This is a genomic window from Kitasatospora sp. NPDC056651, from assembly GCF_042792155.1.
In the GTDB taxonomy this organism is placed as follows: Bacteria; Actinomycetota; Actinomycetes; order Streptomycetales; family Streptomycetaceae; genus Kitasatospora.
Genome location: NZ_JBHTWX010000067.1, coordinates 30,983 through 49,384 on the forward strand (window position 1 = coordinate 30,983; position 18,402 = coordinate 49,384).

Annotated in this window: 19 protein-coding genes; 16 read left to right on the plus strand and 3 right to left on the minus strand. The window is 73.3% G+C overall.

Going from position 1 to position 18,402, the window contains the following annotated elements:
- Positions 1 to 14 precede the first annotated feature (14 nt).
- The 5 genes from pgsB to ACFRAR_RS24455 all read left to right on the plus strand — a co-directional run bounded on the left by pgsB (position 15) and on the right by ACFRAR_RS24455 (position 6,082).
- Positions 15 to 1,613, plus strand: a complete 1,599-nt coding sequence (pgsB, locus tag ACFRAR_RS24435) for a poly-gamma-glutamate synthase PgsB (protein ID WP_380700299.1) — start codon at positions 15 to 17, stop codon at positions 1,611 to 1,613.
- Entirely contained in the window at positions 1,610 to 2,092 is a 483-nt protein-coding gene (locus ACFRAR_RS24440; protein WP_380700300.1) for a poly-gamma-glutamate biosynthesis protein PgsC/CapC, read from the plus strand. The genes pgsB and ACFRAR_RS24440 overlap by 4 nt, the downstream gene beginning before the upstream one ends.
- A 16-nt stretch (positions 2,093 to 2,108) precedes the next feature.
- Positions 2,109 to 3,182, plus strand: a complete 1,074-nt coding sequence (locus tag ACFRAR_RS24445) for a C40 family peptidase (RefSeq protein WP_380700301.1) — start codon at positions 2,109 to 2,111, stop codon at positions 3,180 to 3,182.
- 176 nt (positions 3,183 to 3,358) lie between these two features.
- On the plus strand, positions 3,359 to 4,180 hold the full coding sequence (locus ACFRAR_RS24450; RefSeq protein ID WP_380700302.1) for a purine-nucleoside phosphorylase: 822 nt from the start codon (positions 3,359 to 3,361) through the stop codon (positions 4,178 to 4,180).
- 177 nt (positions 4,181 to 4,357) lie between these two features.
- A complete protein-coding gene (locus tag ACFRAR_RS24455; RefSeq protein WP_380700303.1) occupies positions 4,358 to 6,082 on the plus strand; it encodes a phospho-sugar mutase in 1,725 nt (574 codons plus the stop codon).
- Positions 6,083 to 6,206: 124 nt separating this feature from the next.
- Here the strand turns inward: ACFRAR_RS24455 and ACFRAR_RS24460 are convergent, their stop codons facing one another.
- Entirely contained in the window at positions 6,207 to 6,911 is a 705-nt protein-coding gene (locus ACFRAR_RS24460) for a PH domain-containing protein (protein ID WP_380700304.1), read from the minus strand.
- 106 nt (positions 6,912 to 7,017) lie between these two features.
- On the opposite strand from ACFRAR_RS24460, the gene deoC reads away from it, so the two are divergent.
- The 5 genes from deoC to ACFRAR_RS24485 all read left to right on the plus strand — a co-directional run bounded on the left by deoC (position 7,018) and on the right by ACFRAR_RS24485 (position 11,716).
- Positions 7,018 to 8,004 (plus strand): deoxyribose-phosphate aldolase, encoded by a 987-nt coding sequence (gene deoC, locus ACFRAR_RS24465; protein ID WP_380700305.1) that lies wholly within the window; start codon positions 7,018 to 7,020, stop codon positions 8,002 to 8,004.
- 5 nt (positions 8,005 to 8,009) lie between these two features.
- Positions 8,010 to 9,506: an aldehyde dehydrogenase family protein gene (locus tag ACFRAR_RS24470; protein ID WP_380700306.1), complete on the plus strand. Its 1,497-nt coding sequence runs from the start codon at positions 8,010 to 8,012 to the stop codon at positions 9,504 to 9,506.
- Entirely contained in the window at positions 9,499 to 10,401 is a 903-nt protein-coding gene (locus ACFRAR_RS24475; protein WP_380700307.1) for an aldehyde dehydrogenase family protein, read from the plus strand. Before ACFRAR_RS24470 ends, ACFRAR_RS24475 begins: the two co-directional genes overlap by 8 nt.
- A 224-nt stretch (positions 10,402 to 10,625) precedes the next feature.
- Positions 10,626 to 11,030 carry a hypothetical protein gene (locus ACFRAR_RS24480; RefSeq protein WP_380700308.1) on the plus strand — a complete coding sequence of 135 codons (405 nt, stop codon included), beginning with the start codon at positions 10,626 to 10,628 and terminating at the stop codon, positions 11,028 to 11,030.
- Between the two features lie 47 nt (positions 11,031 to 11,077).
- Positions 11,078 to 11,716, plus strand: coding sequence for an ATP-binding protein (locus ACFRAR_RS24485; protein ID WP_380700309.1), 639 nt, complete (start codon positions 11,078 to 11,080; stop codon positions 11,714 to 11,716).
- 208 nt (positions 11,717 to 11,924) lie between these two features.
- Here ACFRAR_RS24485 and ACFRAR_RS24490 read toward each other — a convergent pair whose 3' ends face one another.
- Positions 11,925 to 12,740: a SigE family RNA polymerase sigma factor gene (locus tag ACFRAR_RS24490; protein WP_380700310.1), complete on the minus strand. Its 816-nt coding sequence runs from the start codon at positions 12,738 to 12,740 to the stop codon at positions 11,925 to 11,927.
- A gap of 435 nt (positions 12,741 to 13,175) precedes the next feature.
- Between ACFRAR_RS24490 and ACFRAR_RS24495 the strand changes: the two genes are divergently transcribed.
- The 4 genes from ACFRAR_RS24495 to ACFRAR_RS24510 all read left to right on the plus strand — a co-directional run bounded on the left by ACFRAR_RS24495 (position 13,176) and on the right by ACFRAR_RS24510 (position 16,488).
- A complete protein-coding gene (locus tag ACFRAR_RS24495) occupies positions 13,176 to 13,853 on the plus strand; it encodes a response regulator transcription factor (RefSeq protein WP_030257458.1) in 678 nt (225 codons plus the stop codon).
- Between the two features lie 57 nt (positions 13,854 to 13,910).
- On the plus strand, positions 13,911 to 15,461 hold the full coding sequence (locus ACFRAR_RS24500) for a sensor histidine kinase (RefSeq protein WP_380700311.1): 1,551 nt from the start codon (positions 13,911 to 13,913) through the stop codon (positions 15,459 to 15,461).
- Entirely contained in the window at positions 15,458 to 15,796 is a 339-nt protein-coding gene (locus ACFRAR_RS24505) for a hypothetical protein (RefSeq protein WP_380700312.1), read from the plus strand. The genes ACFRAR_RS24500 and ACFRAR_RS24505 overlap by 4 nt, the downstream gene beginning before the upstream one ends.
- Positions 15,797 to 15,972: 176 nt before the next feature.
- Complete coding sequence (locus ACFRAR_RS24510) at positions 15,973 to 16,488, plus strand: VanZ family protein (RefSeq protein ID WP_380700313.1); 516 nt, start codon at positions 15,973 to 15,975, stop codon at positions 16,486 to 16,488.
- A 60-nt stretch (positions 16,489 to 16,548) separates the two neighbouring features.
- On the opposite strand, the gene ACFRAR_RS24515 is transcribed toward ACFRAR_RS24510, so the two are convergent.
- Positions 16,549 to 17,223, minus strand: coding sequence for a PhzF family phenazine biosynthesis protein (locus ACFRAR_RS24515; RefSeq protein WP_380700314.1), 675 nt, complete (start codon positions 17,221 to 17,223; stop codon positions 16,549 to 16,551).
- A gap of 146 nt (positions 17,224 to 17,369) precedes the next feature.
- Between ACFRAR_RS24515 and ACFRAR_RS24520 the strand changes: the two genes are divergently transcribed.
- On the plus strand, positions 17,370 to 17,969 hold the full coding sequence (locus ACFRAR_RS24520; RefSeq protein ID WP_380700315.1) for a hypothetical protein: 600 nt from the start codon (positions 17,370 to 17,372) through the stop codon (positions 17,967 to 17,969).
- Positions 17,970 to 18,163: 194 nt separating this feature from the next.
- A complete protein-coding gene (locus tag ACFRAR_RS24525; RefSeq protein ID WP_350735952.1) occupies positions 18,164 to 18,349 on the plus strand; it encodes a PspC domain-containing protein in 186 nt (61 codons plus the stop codon).
- Positions 18,350 to 18,402 lie beyond the last annotated feature (53 nt).

The following is an 18,402-nucleotide window of genomic DNA, read 5'->3' on the forward strand; positions in this document are numbered from 1 at the left end:
CCGAAGGACCCCCCGTGCTCTTCCTCTACGTCGTGCTGCTGGTGTGCTGCGCCGTGCTGCTGGTGGCCGGCATCGTCGAGCAGCGCCGGCACTTCACCGCCCTGGAGCAGATCCCGACCCGGGTGCTGGTGAACGGCATCCGCGGCAAGAGCTCGATCACCCGGCTGTGCGCGGGCGCGCTGCGCGGCGGCGGGCTGGTGACGGTCGCCAAGACCACCGGCACCGCGGCCCGCTTCATCCACCCGGACGCCACCGAGGAGCCGGTCTACCGCAAGTTCGGCATCGCCAACGTGGTGGAGCAGATCGGCATCGTCCGCCGGGCCGCCACCTACCGGCCGGACGCCCTGGTCATCGAGTGCATGGCCGTCATGCCGGCGCTCCAGGAGGTCAACCAGACCAAGCTGATCCGGTCCACGATCGGCGTGCTGTGCAACGTCCGCGAGGACCACCTCGCCGAGATGGGGCCCACCCTCGACGACGTCGCCCGCTCGCTGTCCCGCTCGATGCCGGTCGGCGGGGTGTGCGTGACCGCCGAGCGGGAGCGCGCGCACATCCTGCGCGAGGAGGCGGCCAAGCGGGACTGCCGGCTGATCGTGGTGGACCCGGAGACGGTCACCGACGAGGAGCTGCGCGGGTTCAGCTGGTTCACCTTCAAGGAGAACGTGGCGATCGCCCTCGCCGTCGCCGAACTCCTCGGCGTGGAGCGGCAGACCGCGCTCCAGGGCATGTGGGCGGCCCCGCCGGACCCGGGCGTGCTCTCCGTCGAGCGCTACCGGACGGCGGACGGCAAGCGGCTGCGCTTCGCCAACGTCTTCGCCGCCAACGACCCCGAGTCCACGCTGATGAACGTCCGCCAGCTGGAGGACCTGGGCGCGATCCACCGGCCGCTCAGCGTGGTGATCAACTGCCGCCCCGACCGGGTGGAGCGCAACGGCCAGATGGGCCAGATCGTCCCGGACCTCGACCCGGAGACGGTCTTCCTGATCGGCCACCCCACCAAGAGCGCCCGCGACGGCATCCCGGCCGGCTGGTCGGGCCGGGTCGTCGACCTCGGCGGCGACCGGCGCGAGCCGGCCCGGCTCACCGCCGAACTGCTGGCCGAACTCGGGCCGGACTCCTCGCTGGTGGCGGTCGGCAACATCCACGGCCAGGGCGAGCTGTTCCTGGAGGAGCTGGCCCGGCTGGAGCCCGACGAGGACGGCGGGGCACCGGAGTTCGCGTACCACGAACCCGAACCGCTCTACCCGGAGCCGGACTACGACGACCCCGCGTACGTCGAACCCGGCCACGCCGAACCGGTCCACGCCGAACCGGCCTACGGGCAGGCCCCGTACTCGTACCCGTACCAGGACCAGGTCCCGTACCAGGCCTACGGCGCACCGGCACACGGCGCGCCGCAGTACGCGGAACCGGGGTACCCGGAACAGGGGTACGGCCACCAGCCGGCTTACGCCGACCCCGGCTACGCCCAGCCCTACGACGCCCAGCCCGGCCACCCGGACCCGGGCCACCCGGACCCCGGCTACGCCCAGCCCGTCTACCGCCCCGAGCCGATCCCCGACTCCTGGTACGACCCCCACCACCGCACGACCCCCTACGGAGACCAGCAGTGATCCCCACCGAGCTCACCCCCGAGATCGCCGCCATCGGCATCGCGCTCGGTCTGGTCTTCTCACTGGTCTGCTACCTGACCACCAACCTCTCCCCCGGCGGCATGATCACCCCCGGCTGGCTGGCCCTCACCCTGGTCGAGGACCTCCAGCGGGTGGCCATCGTGATCGGCGTGACGGTGCTGACCTACCTCGCCACCCGGGGCGTCCAGAAGCTGGTGATCCTGTACGGCAAGCGGCTGTTCGCCGCCGTGGTGCTGATCGGCGTGCTGCTCCAGGCCACCGTGATGCTGGTCCTCCAGCACCAGCTGCCCACCCTCTACGCCAACCAGACGCTCGGCTTCATCGTCCCCGGCCTGATCGCCTACCAGCTGGTCCGTCAGCCGAAGGCGGCCACCCTGATGGCCACCAGCACGGTGACGCTCGCCAACTACGTCGTGCTGACCGCCGGGGTGCTGCTCGGCGCCCTGCCCGGCACCTGATCCCCGGGGAGCCCCCATGCCCGTCACCCGCAAGTCCCTGCTCAGCGGCGGCCTCGCCGTGACGCTGCTGGCCGCCAGCGGCTACCTCACCGTCCAGCTGCGCGACCGCGACCGGCAGCCGTCGGCCGGCAGCGGCGCGCCGCTGATCGCCGCCCCCACCCCCGCCGGGACGAGCGCGCCCGCCGACTACCGCTACGAGCGGCTGACCGGGCCGGACCGCACGGTGGTCCGGGACGGCCACGGCGGCGTGGTCGCCACGCTGACCGACAACGCCCGCACCGCCGTGCTGACCGGCCCCGGCCGCACCTTCGCCGAGCCGGAGACCACCACCGCCAAGGTCGTGACCGACACCTGGGTCCGGCTGATGCCCCAGCCCTGGAAGGCGGGCGCCGAGCAGGAGGCCTGGTTCCGCACCTGGTTCCAGCAGTCGCTCGGCTCCACCGCCGAGGACGTCCTCGCGGTGGCGACCCAGTACATGAACGGCGCGCCCGCCGAGAAGGACGCCAAGGGCGTGCGCTTCAAGGGCGACGCCTCCTTCGGCCCGCTCAACCCGAACGGCTCGGTCGGCAACGACCTGCGGCTGGAGCAGACCGACTTCTTCGACTACCTCGGCGTCCCGTACACGTTCGCGGACAAGGTGACCAAGCAGCCCGACAAGACCCGCTACGGCGGCTTCGACTGCTCGGGCTTCGTCCGGATGGTGTACGGCTACCGCTCCGGCTACCCGATGCTCTCCAAGGACGTCGCCGGCCCCGGCCTGCCGCGCACCGCCAACGGCTTCGCCCGGGTCGGCCCCGGCGTCCCGGTGATCCCGCTGACCACCGCGCCCGGCTCGGACACCACCCTGCGCCCGGCCTCGCTCGACCCGCTGCAACCCGGTGACCTGGTGTTCTTCGAGATCGACGCGCGCACCGGCGCCCGGCTCGACCACATCGGCATCTACCTGGGCCTGGACACGGACGGCCACCCCCGGTACATCTCCAGCCGGGAGGAGGCGGACGGCCCGACGTTCGGCGACAAGGGCGGCACCTCCCGGCTCGACGACAACGGCATGTACGCGAAGGGGCTGCGCAACGCCAAGCGGCTCTGAGCCCCGCGGACGGCGCCCGGCGGTGGACGCCGTCCGCACCGGAACCACCGGCCCGAGCGGCCCGGAACAGCCCGGAAACGCCGCCGAGCCGTGTTTTCGGGTCAACCGGGTAACGATCCGGCACGCCCCGGCGGAATTTCTACGCGCGTAGCCGAATCCCGTCTATCCTCGGACCCGTGAACGCTTCTCCTCAGTCGGTCGTCTCCGCCGACCCCTACGCCGCCGCCCAGGCCGCCGCCGAGCGCCTGCGCGAGCTGACCGGTGCCGAGCGGCACGACGTCGCCCTGGTGATGGGCTCCGGCTGGGTGCCGGCCGCCGACGCCCTGGGCGAGACCGTGGCCGAGTTCCCGGTCACCGACCTCCCGGGCTTCCCCGCCCCCGCCGTCGCCGGCCACGCCGGCAAGATCCGCTCGGTGAAGATCGGCGACAAGCGCGCCCTGATCTTCCTCGGCCGCAACCACTACTACGAGGGCCACGGCGTCGCCACCGTCGTCCACGGTGTGCGCACCGCCGCCGCGGCCGGCTGCGGGATCATCGTGCTGACCAACGGCTGCGGCGGCCTGCGCCAGGGCTGGACGCCCGGCCAGCCGGTGCTGATCAGCGACCACATCAACCTGACCGGGGACTCCCCGATCGTCGGCGCGAACTTCGTCGACCTCACCGACCTCTACTCCAGGCGCCTGCGCGCGCTCTGCCACGAGGTCGACCCGACCCTGGACGAGGCCGTCTACGTCCAGTTCCGCGGCCCGCACTACGAGACCCCGGCCGAGGTCAACATGGCCCGGGTGATCGGCGGCGAGCTGGTCGGCATGTCCACCACCCTGGAGGCCATCGCCGCCCGCGAGGCCGGCAGCGAGGTGCTCGGCATCTCCCTGGTCACCAACCTGGCCGCCGGCATGACCGGCGAGCCGCTCAACCACGAAGAGGTCCTGGAGGCCGGCAAGGCCTCCGCCGAGCGCATGGGCGAGCTGCTGGCGAAGGTCCTTGAGCGGATCTGACGCCCGCCGGGCGCAGAATCATGAGTGAGACGGGGCCCACGGGCGGCGTGATCCGCTGATCACGCCATCCCGTGGGCCCCTCCGCATGCGCACACCCCTCTTCCTCCCCCGCTCTCCCTTCCTCACTTGCGCGGAACCTCCGGCCGACACCCCGACGCACTTCCCGATGGAGCTGGCATGACGCAGGCACTGAACCCCGACCTCCTCGCCCGGGCCCGGACCTGGCTGGCCGAGGACCCCGACCCGCAGACCCGCGAGGAGCTCACCGCGCTGCTGGTCCGGGCCGAGGCCCCGGAGGTCGAGACCGACGGCAAGCTCGCCTGGGCGGAGCTCGCCGAGCGCTTCTCCGACCGCCTCCAGTTCGGCACCGCCGGTCTGCGCGGCGAACTCGGCGCCGGCCCGATGCGGATGAACCGCGCCGTGGTGATCCGGGCCGCGGCCGGCCTGGTCGCGTACGTGAAGCAGCAGCGGCTGGGCGACCTGGTCGTGATCGGCTACGACGCCCGCCACAAGTCGTACGACTTCGCCCGCGACACCGCCGCCGTGGTGGTCGGCGCCGGCCTGCGCGCCGCGCTGCTGCCGCGCCCGCTGCCGACCCCGGTGCTCGCCTTCGCCGTCCGCCACCTGGGCGCGGCCGCCGGCGTCACCGTCACCGCCAGCCACAACCCGCCGCAGGACAACGGCTACAAGGTCTACCTGGGCGACGGCTCGCAGATCGTCCCGCCGGCCGACGCCGGGATCGCCGCCGAGATCGACGCGATCGGCTCGCTGGACGAGGTCCCGCGCGCCGAGGACGGCTGGGAGGTCCTCGGCGAGGAGGTCGTCGAGGCGTACCTGGCCCGGGCCGTCTCCATCGTGGACGAGCACAGCCCGCGCGACCTGGAGGTGGTCTACACCCCGATGCACGGCGTCGGCCGCGACACCCTGGTCGCCGCCTTCCGCCGGGCCGGCTTCCCCGCCCCCACCGTGGTCGCCGAGCAGGCCGAGCCCGACCCGGACTTCCCGACCGTGGCCTTCCCCAACCCGGAGGAGCCGGGGGCGATGGACCTCGCCTTCCGCACCGCCGCCTCGGTCGGCCCCGACATCGTGATCGCCAACGACCCGGACGCCGACCGCTGCGCGGTGGCCGTCCCGGTCAGCGGCAACGCGGCGGGCAGCGGCAACGGCACCTCCGGCTGGCGGATGCTGCGCGGCGACGAGGTCGGCGCGCTGCTCGGCTCGGCCCTGGTCGCGAAGAAGGCCGAGGGCACCTTCGCCACCACCATCGTCTCCGCCACCCTGCTCGGCCGGATCGCCGAGGCCGCGGGCCTGGGCTACGCCGAGACGCTGACCGGCTTCAAGTGGATCTCCCGCGCCGAGGGCCTGCGCTACGGCTACGAGGAGGCGCTCGGCTACTGCGTCGACCCGCAGGGCGTCCGGGACAAGGACGGCATCACCGCCGCCCTGCTGGTCGCCGAACTCGCCGCCACCCTCAAGAAGTCCGGCCGCACCCTGTCCGACCTGCTGGACGACCTGGCGCTGGAGCACGGCCTGCACGCCACCGACCAGCTCTCCGTCCGGGTCCAGGACCTCTCGCTGATCGCCGACGCCATGCGCCGCCTGCGCGAGCGGCCGCCGACCGTCCTGGCCGGCCTCCAGGTCACCCGCGCCGACGACCTGTCGGCCGGCTCCGCCGAGCTGCCGCCCACCGACGGGCTGCGCTACCACCTGGCCGGCGAGGCCGTCCGCTCCGCCCGGATCGTGGTCCGCCCCTCCGGCACCGAGCCCAAGCTCAAGTGCTACCTGGAGGTCGTCCTCCCGGTCACCAGCGCCGCCGACCTGGCCGCCACCCGCGAGGCCGCCACCGCGCTCCTGGCCGGCATCAAGCGGGACCTGGCCGAGGCCGCCGGCATCACCGCCTGACGCCCGCGCACGCGAAGGGCCCGCCGGTGGCGCACCGGCGGGCCCTTCGCGTGCGGTTCGGACCGGCTCGTGCGGTTCGGACCGCTCGGGGTTCGGACCGCTCGGGGTTCGGACCGCTCGGGGTTCAGACCGCGATGACGGTGATCAGCGCGACCAGGCCGAGCACGGTGGGGGCGATCACCCACCAGCACCAGCGGACCGCGACCGGGCCCGCGGCGGCCGGGCGCCCGGCGTTGCGCTCGGCCATCTCCTGGAGGACGGCGGTGACCTGGTCGGACCAGGCGCGGGTGGGGTCGGGCGAGCCCTGGACGACCGGGTTGGTCCGCTTGGCCAGGCCCATGCCCAGGCCCGTCCGGGAGGCGTGCCCGGCGGCGCCGGGGCTCTGCGTCCGGGTGGCGCCGGAGCTCTGCGTCCGGGTGGCGCGCTTGCGCTGGCGCAGCGACACCGGCACCGCCCAGACCTGGTACTTCTTTCCGCCCGCGAACAGTTCGACCGAGTACCCCGCGCGCAATCCGTCCACCGAGGCCCACGGCGCGACGACGGTCCGCCACGGGTTGCGCACCACCAGCCGGTCGCGCCCGGCCGTCACGGCCGGCCGCAGCGTGTACGCGATCACCGGGAAGGCGAACACCGGCACCGCCGCGAGCGAGACGTACGGGGTCTTCCCCGTGCCGCTCACCACCGCGTCGCCGATCAGCCAGGCCGCGACGACCAGCAGCAGCACTCCGGAGATCACACCGGGGACAGAGCGGTACACGCGGTCCGCGTACTCGGGCTCCCCGTCGGGGGCGGCCGGGCCCTGGTGGGGCTTGCCGTCGGATTCGGTCATGGCGTCGATTCTGCCCCATGCTCCTCACCCCGAGGTCTCGGTCCGGCCACGAATGGCGGGTGCCCTGGCGACTCACTACGCGCGTAGATATGCTGCTCTGGTGACTATGTCCACTGTTGCAGCCAATGCCCTCGGCGTTGCGGGCAGCGGCCTTCAGGACGTTGCGGCGTCCGAGGCCTCGCTCCGCCGTTTCCTGCACGGCCTGCCCGGCGTCGACCAGGTCGGCCTGGAGGCGCGTGCCGCCGCGCTCGGTACCCGCTCGATCAAGACCACGGCGAAGGCGTACGCCATCGACCTGGCGATCTCGATGATCGACCTGACCACGCTGGAGGGCGCGGACACGGTCGGCAAGGTGCGCGCGCTGTGCGCCAAGGGCAGGACCCCCGACCCGACCGACCCGACCACCCCTCGCGTCGCCGCCATCTGCGTCTATCCGGACATGGTCGCCACCGCGAAGGCCGCCCTGAAGGGCACCGACATCCAGGTCGCCTCGGTGGCCACCGCCTTCCCGGCCGGCCGCGCCGCCCTCCCGGTCAAGCTCGCCGACACCGCCGACGCGGTGGCCGCGGGCGCCGACGAGATCGACATGGTGATCGACCGCGGCGCCTTCCTCTCCGGCCGCTACCTCGACGTCTTCAACGAGATCGTCGCGGTCAAGGAGGCGTGCGAGCGCCCCGACGGCAGCTCCGCCCACCTCAAGGTGATCTTCGAGACCGGCGAGCTCCAGACCTACGACAACGTCCGCCGGGTCTCCTGGCTGGCGATGCTGGCCGGCGCCGACTTCATCAAGACCTCCACGGGCAAGGTCGCCGTCAACGCGACCCCGCCGGTCACCCTGCTGATGCTGGAGGCGGTCCGCGACTTCCGCGCGGCCACCGGCGTCCAGGTCGGCGTCAAGCCCGCCGGCGGCATCCGCACCACCAAGGACGCGCTCAAGTACCTGGTGATGGTCAACGAGACCCTCGGCGACGACTGGCTGAGCCCGCACTGGTTCCGCTTCGGCGCCTCCAGCCTGCTCAACGACCTGCTGATGCAGCGCCAGAAGCTGGCCACCGGCCGCTACTCCGGCCCCGACTACGTGACGGTGGACTGATCACCATGGCCAAGAAGAAGAACACCGAGGAGCCCGCGGCCAAGCCCGCCGGCGGCCTCTTCGCCTACGCCCCGGCCCCGGAGTCCCCGGCCGCCGCGGGCGACATCGCCACCTCCTACGGCCACTTCATCGGCGGCGAGTTCGTCGACTCCTCCGGCAGCGAGGCCCTGAAGACGGTCAACCCGGCCACCGAGCAGGTGCTCGCCGAGTTCGCCCGGGGCACCGAGGAGGACGTGGACCGCGCGGTCGCGGCCGCCCGCAAGGCCTTCGCCGACTGGTCGGCGCTGCCCGGCAGCGAGCGCGCCAAGTACCTGTTCCGGATCGCCCGGATCATCCAGGAGCGCAGCCGCGAGCTGGCCGTGCTGGAGTCGATCGACAACGGCAAGCCGATCCGCGAGACCCGTGACGTCGACCTGCCGCTGGTCGCCGCGCACTTCTTCTACTACGCGGGCTGGGCCGACAAGCTGGACCACGCCGGCTTCGGCCCGAACCCGAAGCCGCTGGGCGTGGCCGGCCAGGTCATCCCGTGGAACTTCCCGCTGCTGATGCTGGCGTGGAAGATCGCGCCCGCGCTGGCGACCGGCAACACGGTCGTCCTCAAGCCGGCCGAGACCACCCCGCTGACCGCGCTGCGCTTCGCCGAGATCTGCCGCCAGGCCGGTCTGCCGAAGGGCGTCGTCAACATCGTCACCGGCGACGGCCGCACCGGCGCGGCGCTGACCGCGCACCCGGACGTCAACAAGGTCGCCTTCACCGGCTCCACCCCGGTCGGCCGCGCGATCGCCCGGCAGGTCGCCGGCACCCGCAAGAAGCTCTCGCTGGAGCTGGGCGGCAAGGCCGCGAACATCGTCTTCGACGACGCGCCGATCGACCAGGCGGTCGAGGGCATCGTCAACGGCATCTTCTTCAACCAGGGCCACGTCTGCTGCGCGGGCTCGCGCCTGCTGGTCCAGGAGTCGGTCCAGGACGAGGTGCTGGACGCGCTGAAGCGCCGGATGGCCACCCTGCGGGTCGGCGACCCGCTGGACAAGAACACCGACATCGGCGCCATCAACTCGGCCGAGCAGCTCGCCCGGATCACCGCGCTGACCGAGGCCGGCGAGGCCGAGGGCGCCGAGCGCTGGTCGCCGGCCTGCGAGCTCCCGGGCACCGGCTTCTGGTTCAAGCCGACCCTGTTCACCGGCGTGAGCCAGGCCCACCGGATCGCCCAGGAGGAGATCTTCGGCCCGGTCCTGTCGGTGCTGACCTTCCGCACCCCCGCCGAGGCGGTCGAGAAGGCCAACAACACCCCGTACGGCCTCTCCGCCGGCATCTGGACGGAGAAGGGCTCGCGCATCCTCTGGATGGCGAACCGGCTCAGGGCCGGTGTGGTCTGGGCCAACACCTTCAACAAGTTCGACCCGACCTCGCCGTTCGGCGGCTACAAGGAGTCGGGCTACGGCCGCGAGGGTGGCCGCCACGGTCTGGAGCCCTACCTGAATGTCGAGGCCCGAGATGTCTGATGTCGTTGCGCGTCTTGACGTCCTCAAGACCTACAAGCTGTACGTCGGCGGGAAGTTCCCGCGCTCCGAGAGCGGGCGGGTGTACGAGGTGACCGACGCAAAGGGCCAGTGGCTCGCCAACGTCCCGCTGGGCACCCGCAAGGACGCCCGGGACGCCGTCGTGGCCGCCCGCAAGGCGGTCAAGGGCTGGGCCGGCACCACCGCGTACAACCGCGGCCAGGTGCTGTACCGGGTCGCCGAGATGCTCCAGGGCCGGCGCGAGCAGTTCGCCGCCGAGGTGTCCGTCTCCGAGGGCATCGGCCCGAAGAAGGCCGCCGCGCTGGTGGACGCCGCGATCGACCGCTGGGTCTGGTACGCGGGCTGGACCGACAAGGTCGCCCAGATCGCGGGCGGCGCCAACCCGGTCGCCGGGCCGTTCTTCAACCTCTCCACCCCGGAGCCGACCGGCGTGGTCGGGATCGTCGCCCCGCAGGCCGGGTACGGGCACTCGCTGCTCGGCCTGGTCTCGGTGATCGCCCCGGCGATCGCCACCGGCAACACGGTCGTGGTCGCGGCCGCCGCGGACGCCCCGCTGCCCGCGCTGTCGCTGGGCGAGGTGCTGGCCACCTCGGACGTCCCGGGCGGCGTGGTCAACATCGTCTCGGGCCGGACCGCGGACATCGCCCCCACCCTGGCCTCGCACCAGGACGTCAACGCGGTGGACCTCACCGGAGCGATCGCCGAGGACGGTCCCGGCGCGGCGAAGGAGCTGGAAGCCGCTGCCGCGGATACCCTGAAGCGGGTAGTCCGTCCGGTGCTGGACCCGTTCGCCCAGGACTGGACCAATGTGCCCGGTACGGACCGGCTACTCTCGTTCCTGGAGACCAAGACGGTCTGGCACCCGATGGGTATCTGACCTCGACCGCTCCGCGTAACAACCCCACAGACTGGCCGTCCCCAGTGCCCTCACCCCCCCAGGGCCCGGACGGTCATTGGACGGACCCGCGCCTCTCCCCCCCTGGCGCGGGTCCGTCGGCGTTCCGACGACTTTCGTCTCCGCCCGGGCCGACTTTCGGGGATCCCGGCGCGGGGCGCGCCCGGACCACAATCGCGGTCACGGAGACCGGCCGAGGGGGCGCGATGGAGGAACTGGGCGAGCTGATGGCACTCGTCACGGACGGCGTGCTGCGCCGCTGGCAGGTGGCCCGGGCCCGGCGCCGGCTGGCCGCCGGGAAGGCGGTGCGGCTGCCGTGCTCGGCCCGCACCGACCGACCGGACCGGCGGCCCGGCTACGTCAACGGGAAACTGGCGATCACCCCCGGCGCCGCCACCGCGTGCTTCCGGGCCCGCGGCGCCACACCGCTCGAACTGCCCCTCGGGGGCACCTTCCACGAGCCCGAGCCGGACACCTGGCACGACCAGGACTGGGCCGCCACCGCGTACCGGCCGCCCGGCGCCGGGGAACCGGTCTACCTCCAGGTGGACAGCCGCTGCCTGCCGATGGTCCGCGCCGCCCTCGCCGGGCCGCCGCCGCGAAAGGTCTGAGCCGACCCGTTTCGGCAACCGGCCGGGATGCGTCAGACTGGTGTCCCGTGAGTGACTCCCCCATGAACCCCGCACCGACCGGGCATGCCCGGGTGATCCTGCTCTCCGGGCCCTCCGGGTCGGGGAAGTCCTCGCTCGCCGAGCGCAGCGGTCTGCCGGTGCTCCAGCTCGACGACTTCTACAAGGACGGGGACGACCCGACCCTGCCGCGGCTGCCGGACGGCGCCGTCGACTGGGACTCCCCGCTGGCCTGGCACCGCGACCAGGCCGTCGCCGCCATCCGCGCCCTGCACGAGCACGGCCGCGCGGACGTCCCGGTGTACTCGATCCCGGACAACGGGCGGACCGGCACCCGCGGCCTGGAGCTGGACGGGGCGGGCGCGTTCATAGCGGAGGGCATCTTCGCCGCCGAGATCACCGCCGAGTGCGCCGACCAGGGCCTGCTCGGCGACGCCCTGTGCCTGCGCAACGGCGCGCTCACCACGGCCTGGCGCCGGTTGCGCCGGGACGTCCGGGAGGGCCGCAAGTCGCTGCCGGTGCTGCTGCGCCGGGGCGCGCGGCTGATGCGGGCCGAGCGGTCCATCGTCGGGCGGCAGGTCGCGCTCGGCTCGTACGCGTGCGCCGGCCCGGAGGCCGAGCGACGGATCCGCGCCGCGGCCCGGCCGACGGAGCTCTCGGCGGTCTGAGCTCCCGACAGTCTGAGCTCCCGGCGGTCTGACGGACAGCCCCCGGAACGAAGGGCCCGGGAACGCGACGGAGGGCCCGGTGCGTCTCCCCCGCACCGGGCCCTCCGCCTTCCCCGAACGATCCGCGGCTCCCCCACGGGCACGCTCCCCCGAGCCGTTGCCCCCGGACCGTGACCGTCCGATCCCCGTCCCCCGACGGGAGTCCTCGTTACGCGACCAGCTCGCCGAACGCCCGGACGGTGTCGCCGGACTTGTTCAGGTGCTCGTCCTCGCGCAGCCGGCGCAGGGCGCGCCAGATGCTGCTCTTGACCGTGCCGACGCTGATCCCCAGCACGTCGGCGATCTCCGGGTCGGTCTTGCCCTCGTAGTACCGCAGCACCAGCATGGTGCGCTGGTTCTCCGGCAGCTTCGCCAGCGCCTGCCAGAGCACGGTGCGCAGCTCGGTGCCGCCCATCGCGTCGGTGTCGCCGGCCGTCTCCGGCAGCTCCTCGGTCGGGTACTCGTTGACCTTGCGGCGCCGCCAGGCGGAGATGTGCAGGTTGGTCATGGTGCGGCGGAGGTACCCGCCGACCGCGGCCTTGTCGGTGATCCGGCCCCAGGCCCGGTAGGTGCTGAAGAGCGCGCTCTGCAGCAGGTCCTCGGCCTCGTAGCGGTCACCGGTCAGGTGGTAGGCCGTGGCGTACAGGGAGGCGCGGCGCTCGCGGACGTACGCGGTGAACTCCGTGATGTGGTCCTCCGCGACGGCCGGGTGCTCCCCCTGCGCGCCCCCCTGCCCTGCCTCGGCGGTGCGGGCCGGTGCGGGGTTCAGCCGCAGCAGCGTCGCACCGGCGGCCTCGCGACCGGTCGGCTCCCCCGAACCGACCGTCCGCAGGCCGTTCCCCCCGGTCCCCCGGTTGCCCGGGGCGTCCTTGCCCTCGACGCGGACGGGGAGGACTCCCCGCAGCGTGAGGGTGTTGGCGGAGTCGGCCGGACTCCCCAGCCGGCCGATCCCGTACAGCTCCCCCGTCCTGCCGCCGCCGCTCACCCGACGGACGACAGGGTTTCCACCGGTGCTGTGCGCGCACCCCCGCACGGTCACGGCACCGGAGTTCTCGTCGGTCCTGACCTCGTACCGGGTCCGGTGGGACGTGGCTGACGAACGCGCGGTGCGGACAGCCGGGTTGGTCCGGGTCTGAAGCGTGGCGTTCATCGTGCGCCCCCTGGGTCGGTACGAGCGGTTCCGGTGGCCGCCGTTCAGCCGGCCTCTCGGCCCGCTGTCCTGCGGCGACATGGAAAATCCTGCCCGCCGGTTGTGATGGCACTGTCCGCCGACTGTCACAGGGGTGTCACAGGAGTTGCCCGCGAATCCCGATCCGCTCCCCTGTGAACCGGACGCCGGTGGCGTCCGTTCCGGTTCCCGGGCGGAGGCCGGAACGGTCCGGGGGGTGATTCGGGGCTGCGGGTGGGCCAAAATGGGGCCGTGCCTTTCCTCCTACTGATCGAGGACGACGACGCCATCCGGACCGGCCTCGAACTCGCTCTCACCCGCCAGGGCCACCGCGTGGCCACCGCCGCGTCCGGCGAGGACGGCCTGAGGCTCTTCAAGGAGCAACGGCCCGACCTGATCGTGCTGGACGTGATGCTGCCCGGAATCGACGGCTTCGAGGTGTGCCGCCGGATCCGCCGCACCGACCAGCTGCCGATCATCCTGCTGACCGCGCGCTCGGACGACATCGACGTGGTGGTGGGTCTGGAGTCCGGCGCGGACGACTACGTGGTGAAACCGGTGCAGCCGCGGGTGCTGGACGCCCGGATCCGGGCCGTGCTGCGGCGCGGCGAGCGGGAGAGCTCGGACTCCTCGGCGTACGGCAGCGTGGTGATCGACCGGGCGGCGATGACCGTCACCAAGGACGGGCAGGACCTCCAGCTCACCCCGACCGAGCTGCGGCTGCTGCTGGAGCTCAGCCGCCGGCCCGGTCAGGCGCTCTCCCGCCAGCAGCTGCTGCGGCTGGTCTGGGAGCACGACTACCTCGGCGACTCCCGCCTGGTGGACGCGTGCGTGCAACGGCTGCGGGCCAAGGTCGAGGACGTCCCGTCCGCGCCGACGCTGATCCGCACCGTCCGCGGGGTCGGCTACCGGCTGGACCCGCCGGCCTGACCCCGGCGCCCGCCGCCCTCCCCAGACCTCTGAACTCCCGTACCACGACAGGCTCTTGTGACTGACCATCAGACGACTGCCCGACGGTTCTCGACGGGCCGGTGGCGTCGGCTGCGCTCCCTGCGGGTGCGGCTGATCGCGGTGTTCGCGGCCGTCGCGCTGCTCGCCGCCGTCTCGGCCTCCGGCATCGCGTACTGGCTGAACCGCGACGCGGTGCTCAAGCGCGCCCAGAACACCGTGCTGAACGACTTCCGGGTCTCGCTCACCCGCAACGTCTCCGAGCTGCCGCTGAACGCGACCTGCGCGGAGCTCGCCACGCTGGCGTCCACGGTGGCCAGCTCCGGCCTGACCTACGACGTGGTGGTGGTCGACCCGGCGCGCCCGGAGTGCTCGGCCTCCTCCGACCCCGCGCACTTCACGCTGGCCGACGTCCCGACCGCGCTCCAGACCACCGTCGCCAAGCCCCGCGAGATCACCGAGAACAACCCGTACCCGTACCACCTGTACTGGCAGCGGCAGAACCTGGAGGGCCGGCCGTTCCTGATCGGCGGCACCAAGGTGGTGTCGAACGGCCCGACGGCGTACATGTTCAAGTCGCTGGAGAACGAGCGGGCCGACCTCAACACGCTGGGCTGGTCGCTGGCCATCGCCACGCTGTTCGCGCTGATCGGCTCGGCGCTGCTCGCCCAGGCCGCCTCGGCGACCGTGCTGCGGCCGGTCAAGCGGCTCGGGGACGCCGCCCGGCGGCTCGGCGAGGGGCGACTGGACACCCGGCTGGAGGTCGAGGGCTCGGTGGACGAACTCGCCGACCTGGCACGGACGTTCAACCGGGCCGCGGCGTCGCTGCACGAGCAGGTCGAGGAGCTGAGCGCGCGCGAGGCGCAGAGCCGGCGGTTCGTCGCCGACATGTCGCACGAGCTGCGCACCCCGCTGACCGCGATGACGGCCGTGACCGACATCCTGGAGGACGAGGCGGAGTCGCTGGACCCGATGATCGAGCCGGCCGTCCGGCTCGTGGTCAGCGAGACCCGGCGGCTGTCGGACCTGGTGGAGAACCTGATGGAGGTGACCCGCTTCGACGCCGGCACCGCCAAGCTGGTCGCCGACGAGGTGGACATCGCCGACCTGATCATGTCCTGCATCGACGGGCGGGCCTGGTACGACGCCGTCGAGCTGGACGCCCCGCGCGGCATCCTGGCCGTGGTCGACCCGCGCCGGCTCGACGTGGTCTTCGCCAACCTGATCGGCAACGCCCTGAAGCACGGCGGCTCGCCGGTGCGGGTCAGGGTCCGGCAGGACGGGGACTCGGTCGTGGTCGAGGTCTCGGACAGCGGCCCGGGCATCCCGGAGGACGTGCTGCCGCACGTCTTCGACCGCTTCTACAAGGCGGACCGGGGGCGGGCGCGCTCCGAAGGCAGCGGCCTCGGACTGTCGATCGCGATGGCCAACGCACAGATACACGGGGGGACGATCACGGCGGCCAACGGGGAGGTCGGCGCGGTGTTCACCCTGACCCTGCCGCTGGCCCCGCCGCCCCCGCCGTCCGCGGGCGAGGCCGAGGGCGGCCCCGTCGGCGCCGCCGCCGACGACAAGGACGCCACGACGTGACCGCCCCCACCAGCACCGCTCCCGCCGTCACCCGCACCGCCCTGCGCCGCGGCGCCGGCGTGCTGCTGCTGCTCGCCCTGGCCTCCGGCTGCGGCATCCGGCCGACCGCCGTACCGGTCGACGCCGGTGCGCCCGCCAGCCGGACGGCCTGCCCGACCACCCCGCACATACCGACAGCCCTGGTCACCCCGCCGGGCCCCGTCCCGAGCGTGACTCCGGCCCGCGGTACCAAGGCGGCCGCGAGCCCGAGCCCGTCGCCCACCCCGGTGGCGCCGGGCAGTCCGCCGCCCGACAACGTGTTCGGCGCGGTGCCGACGTCCTCGCGCTGCAAGTAGCCGCGTACGAGGGGTTCCGGGGGCGCGTTCGGAATGTTCACGCCCAGTGTGGAACCGACGCGCCTCCGGCTCACGTCCTTCCCCCCGTGCAGCGAGATGGCACCAGGACACGCGGTCAGCGTTCCGGCGCGGGGACGAAGAGCAGCCCGGCGACGGCCGTCCACCGTCCCCTCCGGTTGGCCGGGCTGGCGGGTCTCACCGGCCACCTGGCCCTGGCGCTCTGGCTGGTGCTGAGACCGCTGCCGGTGGCCTGGGTGTACGACGCCAACCTGACGCCCCTCGCCTCGCTCCGTTCCTCCACCGGCTGGCAGGTGCTCGGCGAGCTCCTGCTGCTGGCCCCGCTCGGAGTCCTGCTGCCACTGGCCGGCGGCCGGCTCCGGGCCCCCTGGCTGCCGTCCTTCCTGCGCACCACCGGCGCCTCCGCGCTGCTGGCGACCGCGCTGGAGTTCCTCTCCTCCTGGGCGCCCGGCCACGTCCTCAACGTGGACCACATCCTGCTCGCGGTGGCCGGCGTGGCCGTCACCCACCTCGCGCTCGTCCCCGGCCTGCGGCACCTGCTGCGGGACCGGCGGCCGCGGGCGGCCCGGGTGGCGATGCTCGCCGTGCCGCCGGTCGCGGCCGTCACCTCGGTGGCGGTCGGCGCGGGCGCCGCCCGGCGCGTCTACGCGGAGCCGACGCCGCCGGTCGGCTGAGCCCGCCGGCCGGTCGGGCCTTCCAGTCGGCTGAGCCCCGCGCCTACGCGGAGCCGACACCTACACGGAGCCGACGCCGTCCGCCTCCTGGGCCCGGCCCGGGAGCACCCGGCCGCCCACCTCGACCAGCCCGCCCGGGCGCGGCCCGGCCAGCAGCTGCGAGCCCCGGCCCTGGGTGACGGTCAGCGCCCGGCCGAGGCTCGCGGCCAGCAGCAGGGCGGCCGCGCCCGTCGCCTCGTCCTCGTCGATCCCGTCGCCCCGCCCGGGGAAGGCCCGGGCCCGTACGGTGCCGGCCGCCTCGTCCTGCCAGGCCCAGGCGTAGATCCACTCCCCCGGCGGCGGCACCTCCAGCGCCTCCACCTCGGCCGCCGAGCCGTACTGCCGCAGCGTGCGCCCCGGCGCCCACTCCGGCCGGGCCTCGATCCCGGTCAGCCCGCCCTCGCGCCGCACGGCCACCTCGCCGGCCGCCGTGACCAGCCGGTCCACGCCGAGCAGCCAGGCGGCGCCCACGCACGGATGGCCGGCGAAGGGCAGGCGCACCGAGGGGGTGTAGATGTCGATCTCCCCCCGCCCGGGGTCGTCGACGAAGACCGTCTCACTGAAACCGAGTTCGTGCGCGATCCGCTGCCGGTCCGCGCGTTCCGGCACGGCGGCGCCGTCGCGCACCACTCCGAGCTCGTTCCCGTGACTCCCGTCGGGCCCGCAAAAGACCCGTAGCACCTCAAAACCCGTCATTTCCCACCCCTTCAATCACCGCTCCGATGGAGCGCAATGACACCGTGACACAAAGTCGGCGGCGAATGTCGGCCGCCTCCAGTACTCTGCGCTGTCGTCCCCGAACGGTGTCCACCGTTTGCACTTCCCCTCCCCAGGAAGCTTCTTTGAATCTCGATTTCAGCGCCGCACCGCTCTTCTCCTGGTACGTCGTGCTGCTGGCGATCAGCGGCGTCATCATGGTGGTCTTCGGCGCCGCCGTCGGCGGGATGAAGGTCGGCCTGCGCATCCTCAACATCGTCATCGGCCTCGGCCTCCTGGGATACGCCTACTACCTGGCGTTCGTCTTCGAGGGCGGCACGTACACCATCTTCTACAAGGTGTTCATCGTGCCGGTCCTGGCGATCGTCGCCTCGGTGAAGGCACTGACCGAGCGCGGCAACGCCAAGAATCAGCAGCCCGCCCAGCCGGCCGCCGGGTTCGACCCGAACGCGCCGCAGGGGGCGTTCAACCCGGGTGCGCCGTTCAACCCGAACGCGCCGCAGGGCCCGTTCAACCCGGCCGCCGGCCAGGCCCCGTTCAACCCGCAGGCCCCGTTCAACCCGAACGCCCCGCAGCCGGGCGCCCCCGTCCCGCCGGTCGCGCCGCAGGCCGCGCCGCCCGTCCCGCCGCAGGGCGCCTCGCCGTACCAGCCGGGCGTCGCACCGCAGCCGGTGGCGGACAACCCGTACGCCCAGCCGCAGCCGCCGCGGAACCCGGCCGGCTGACCGGCGGGTCCGCGGACCGGCCCCGGGCCTCAGGGTCACCCTGAGCCGTACCCCGACGTCCGGATCCGACCAGCCGGTGACCCTTCGGGGTGGCGAATCACCTGCCGGGCTGAGGAACGGGGGCCGGTGGTGGCGGAGTATGGAAACAGCCCGCCGGACCGGCCGGACCGGGCCGCCACCGTACGGAGAACACCATGAGCGCGCGCCTCGCCCGTCCCCGCCACAACCGCGTGATCGCCGGTGTCTGCGCCGGGATCGCCGAACGCTTCGGCCTGACCCCGTGGACCGTCCGACTGATCTTCCTGCTCTCCTGCCTGCTGCCCGGCCCCCAGTTCCTGCTCTACCTGGCCCTGTGGGTCCTGCTCCCCCAGGAACCGTGAGCCCGGCGGCCCGGCACACGGCGACGGGCCGCCCGCCCCGGAGGATCCCGGGG

What these genes read in the sequence shown, in the direction of transcription:
- ACFRAR_RS24445 (WP_380700301.1), top strand. Translation starts at nt 2,109, where the DNA reads ATGCCCGTCACCCGCAAGTCCCTGCTCAGCGGCGGCCTCGCCGTGACG.
- ACFRAR_RS24455 (WP_380700303.1), top strand. Translation starts at nt 4,358, where the DNA reads ATGACGCAGGCACTGAACCCCGACCTCCTCGCCCGGGCCCGGACCTGG.
- ACFRAR_RS24460 (WP_380700304.1), bottom strand. Translation starts at nt 6,911, where the DNA reads ATGACCGAATCCGACGGCAAGCCCCACCAGGGCCCGGCCGCCCCCGAC.
- deoC (WP_380700305.1), top strand. Translation starts at nt 7,018, where the DNA reads ATGTCCACTGTTGCAGCCAATGCCCTCGGCGTTGCGGGCAGCGGCCTT.
- ACFRAR_RS24470 (WP_380700306.1), top strand. Translation starts at nt 8,010, where the DNA reads ATGGCCAAGAAGAAGAACACCGAGGAGCCCGCGGCCAAGCCCGCCGGC.
- ACFRAR_RS24475 (WP_380700307.1), top strand. Translation starts at nt 9,499, where the DNA reads ATGTCTGATGTCGTTGCGCGTCTTGACGTCCTCAAGACCTACAAGCTG.
- ACFRAR_RS24480 (WP_380700308.1), top strand. Translation starts at nt 10,626, where the DNA reads ATGGAGGAACTGGGCGAGCTGATGGCACTCGTCACGGACGGCGTGCTG.
- ACFRAR_RS24515 (WP_380700314.1), bottom strand. Translation starts at nt 17,223, where the DNA reads ATGACGGGTTTTGAGGTGCTACGGGTCTTTTGCGGGCCCGACGGGAGT.
- ACFRAR_RS24525 (WP_350735952.1), top strand. Translation starts at nt 18,164, where the DNA reads ATGAGCGCGCGCCTCGCCCGTCCCCGCCACAACCGCGTGATCGCCGGT.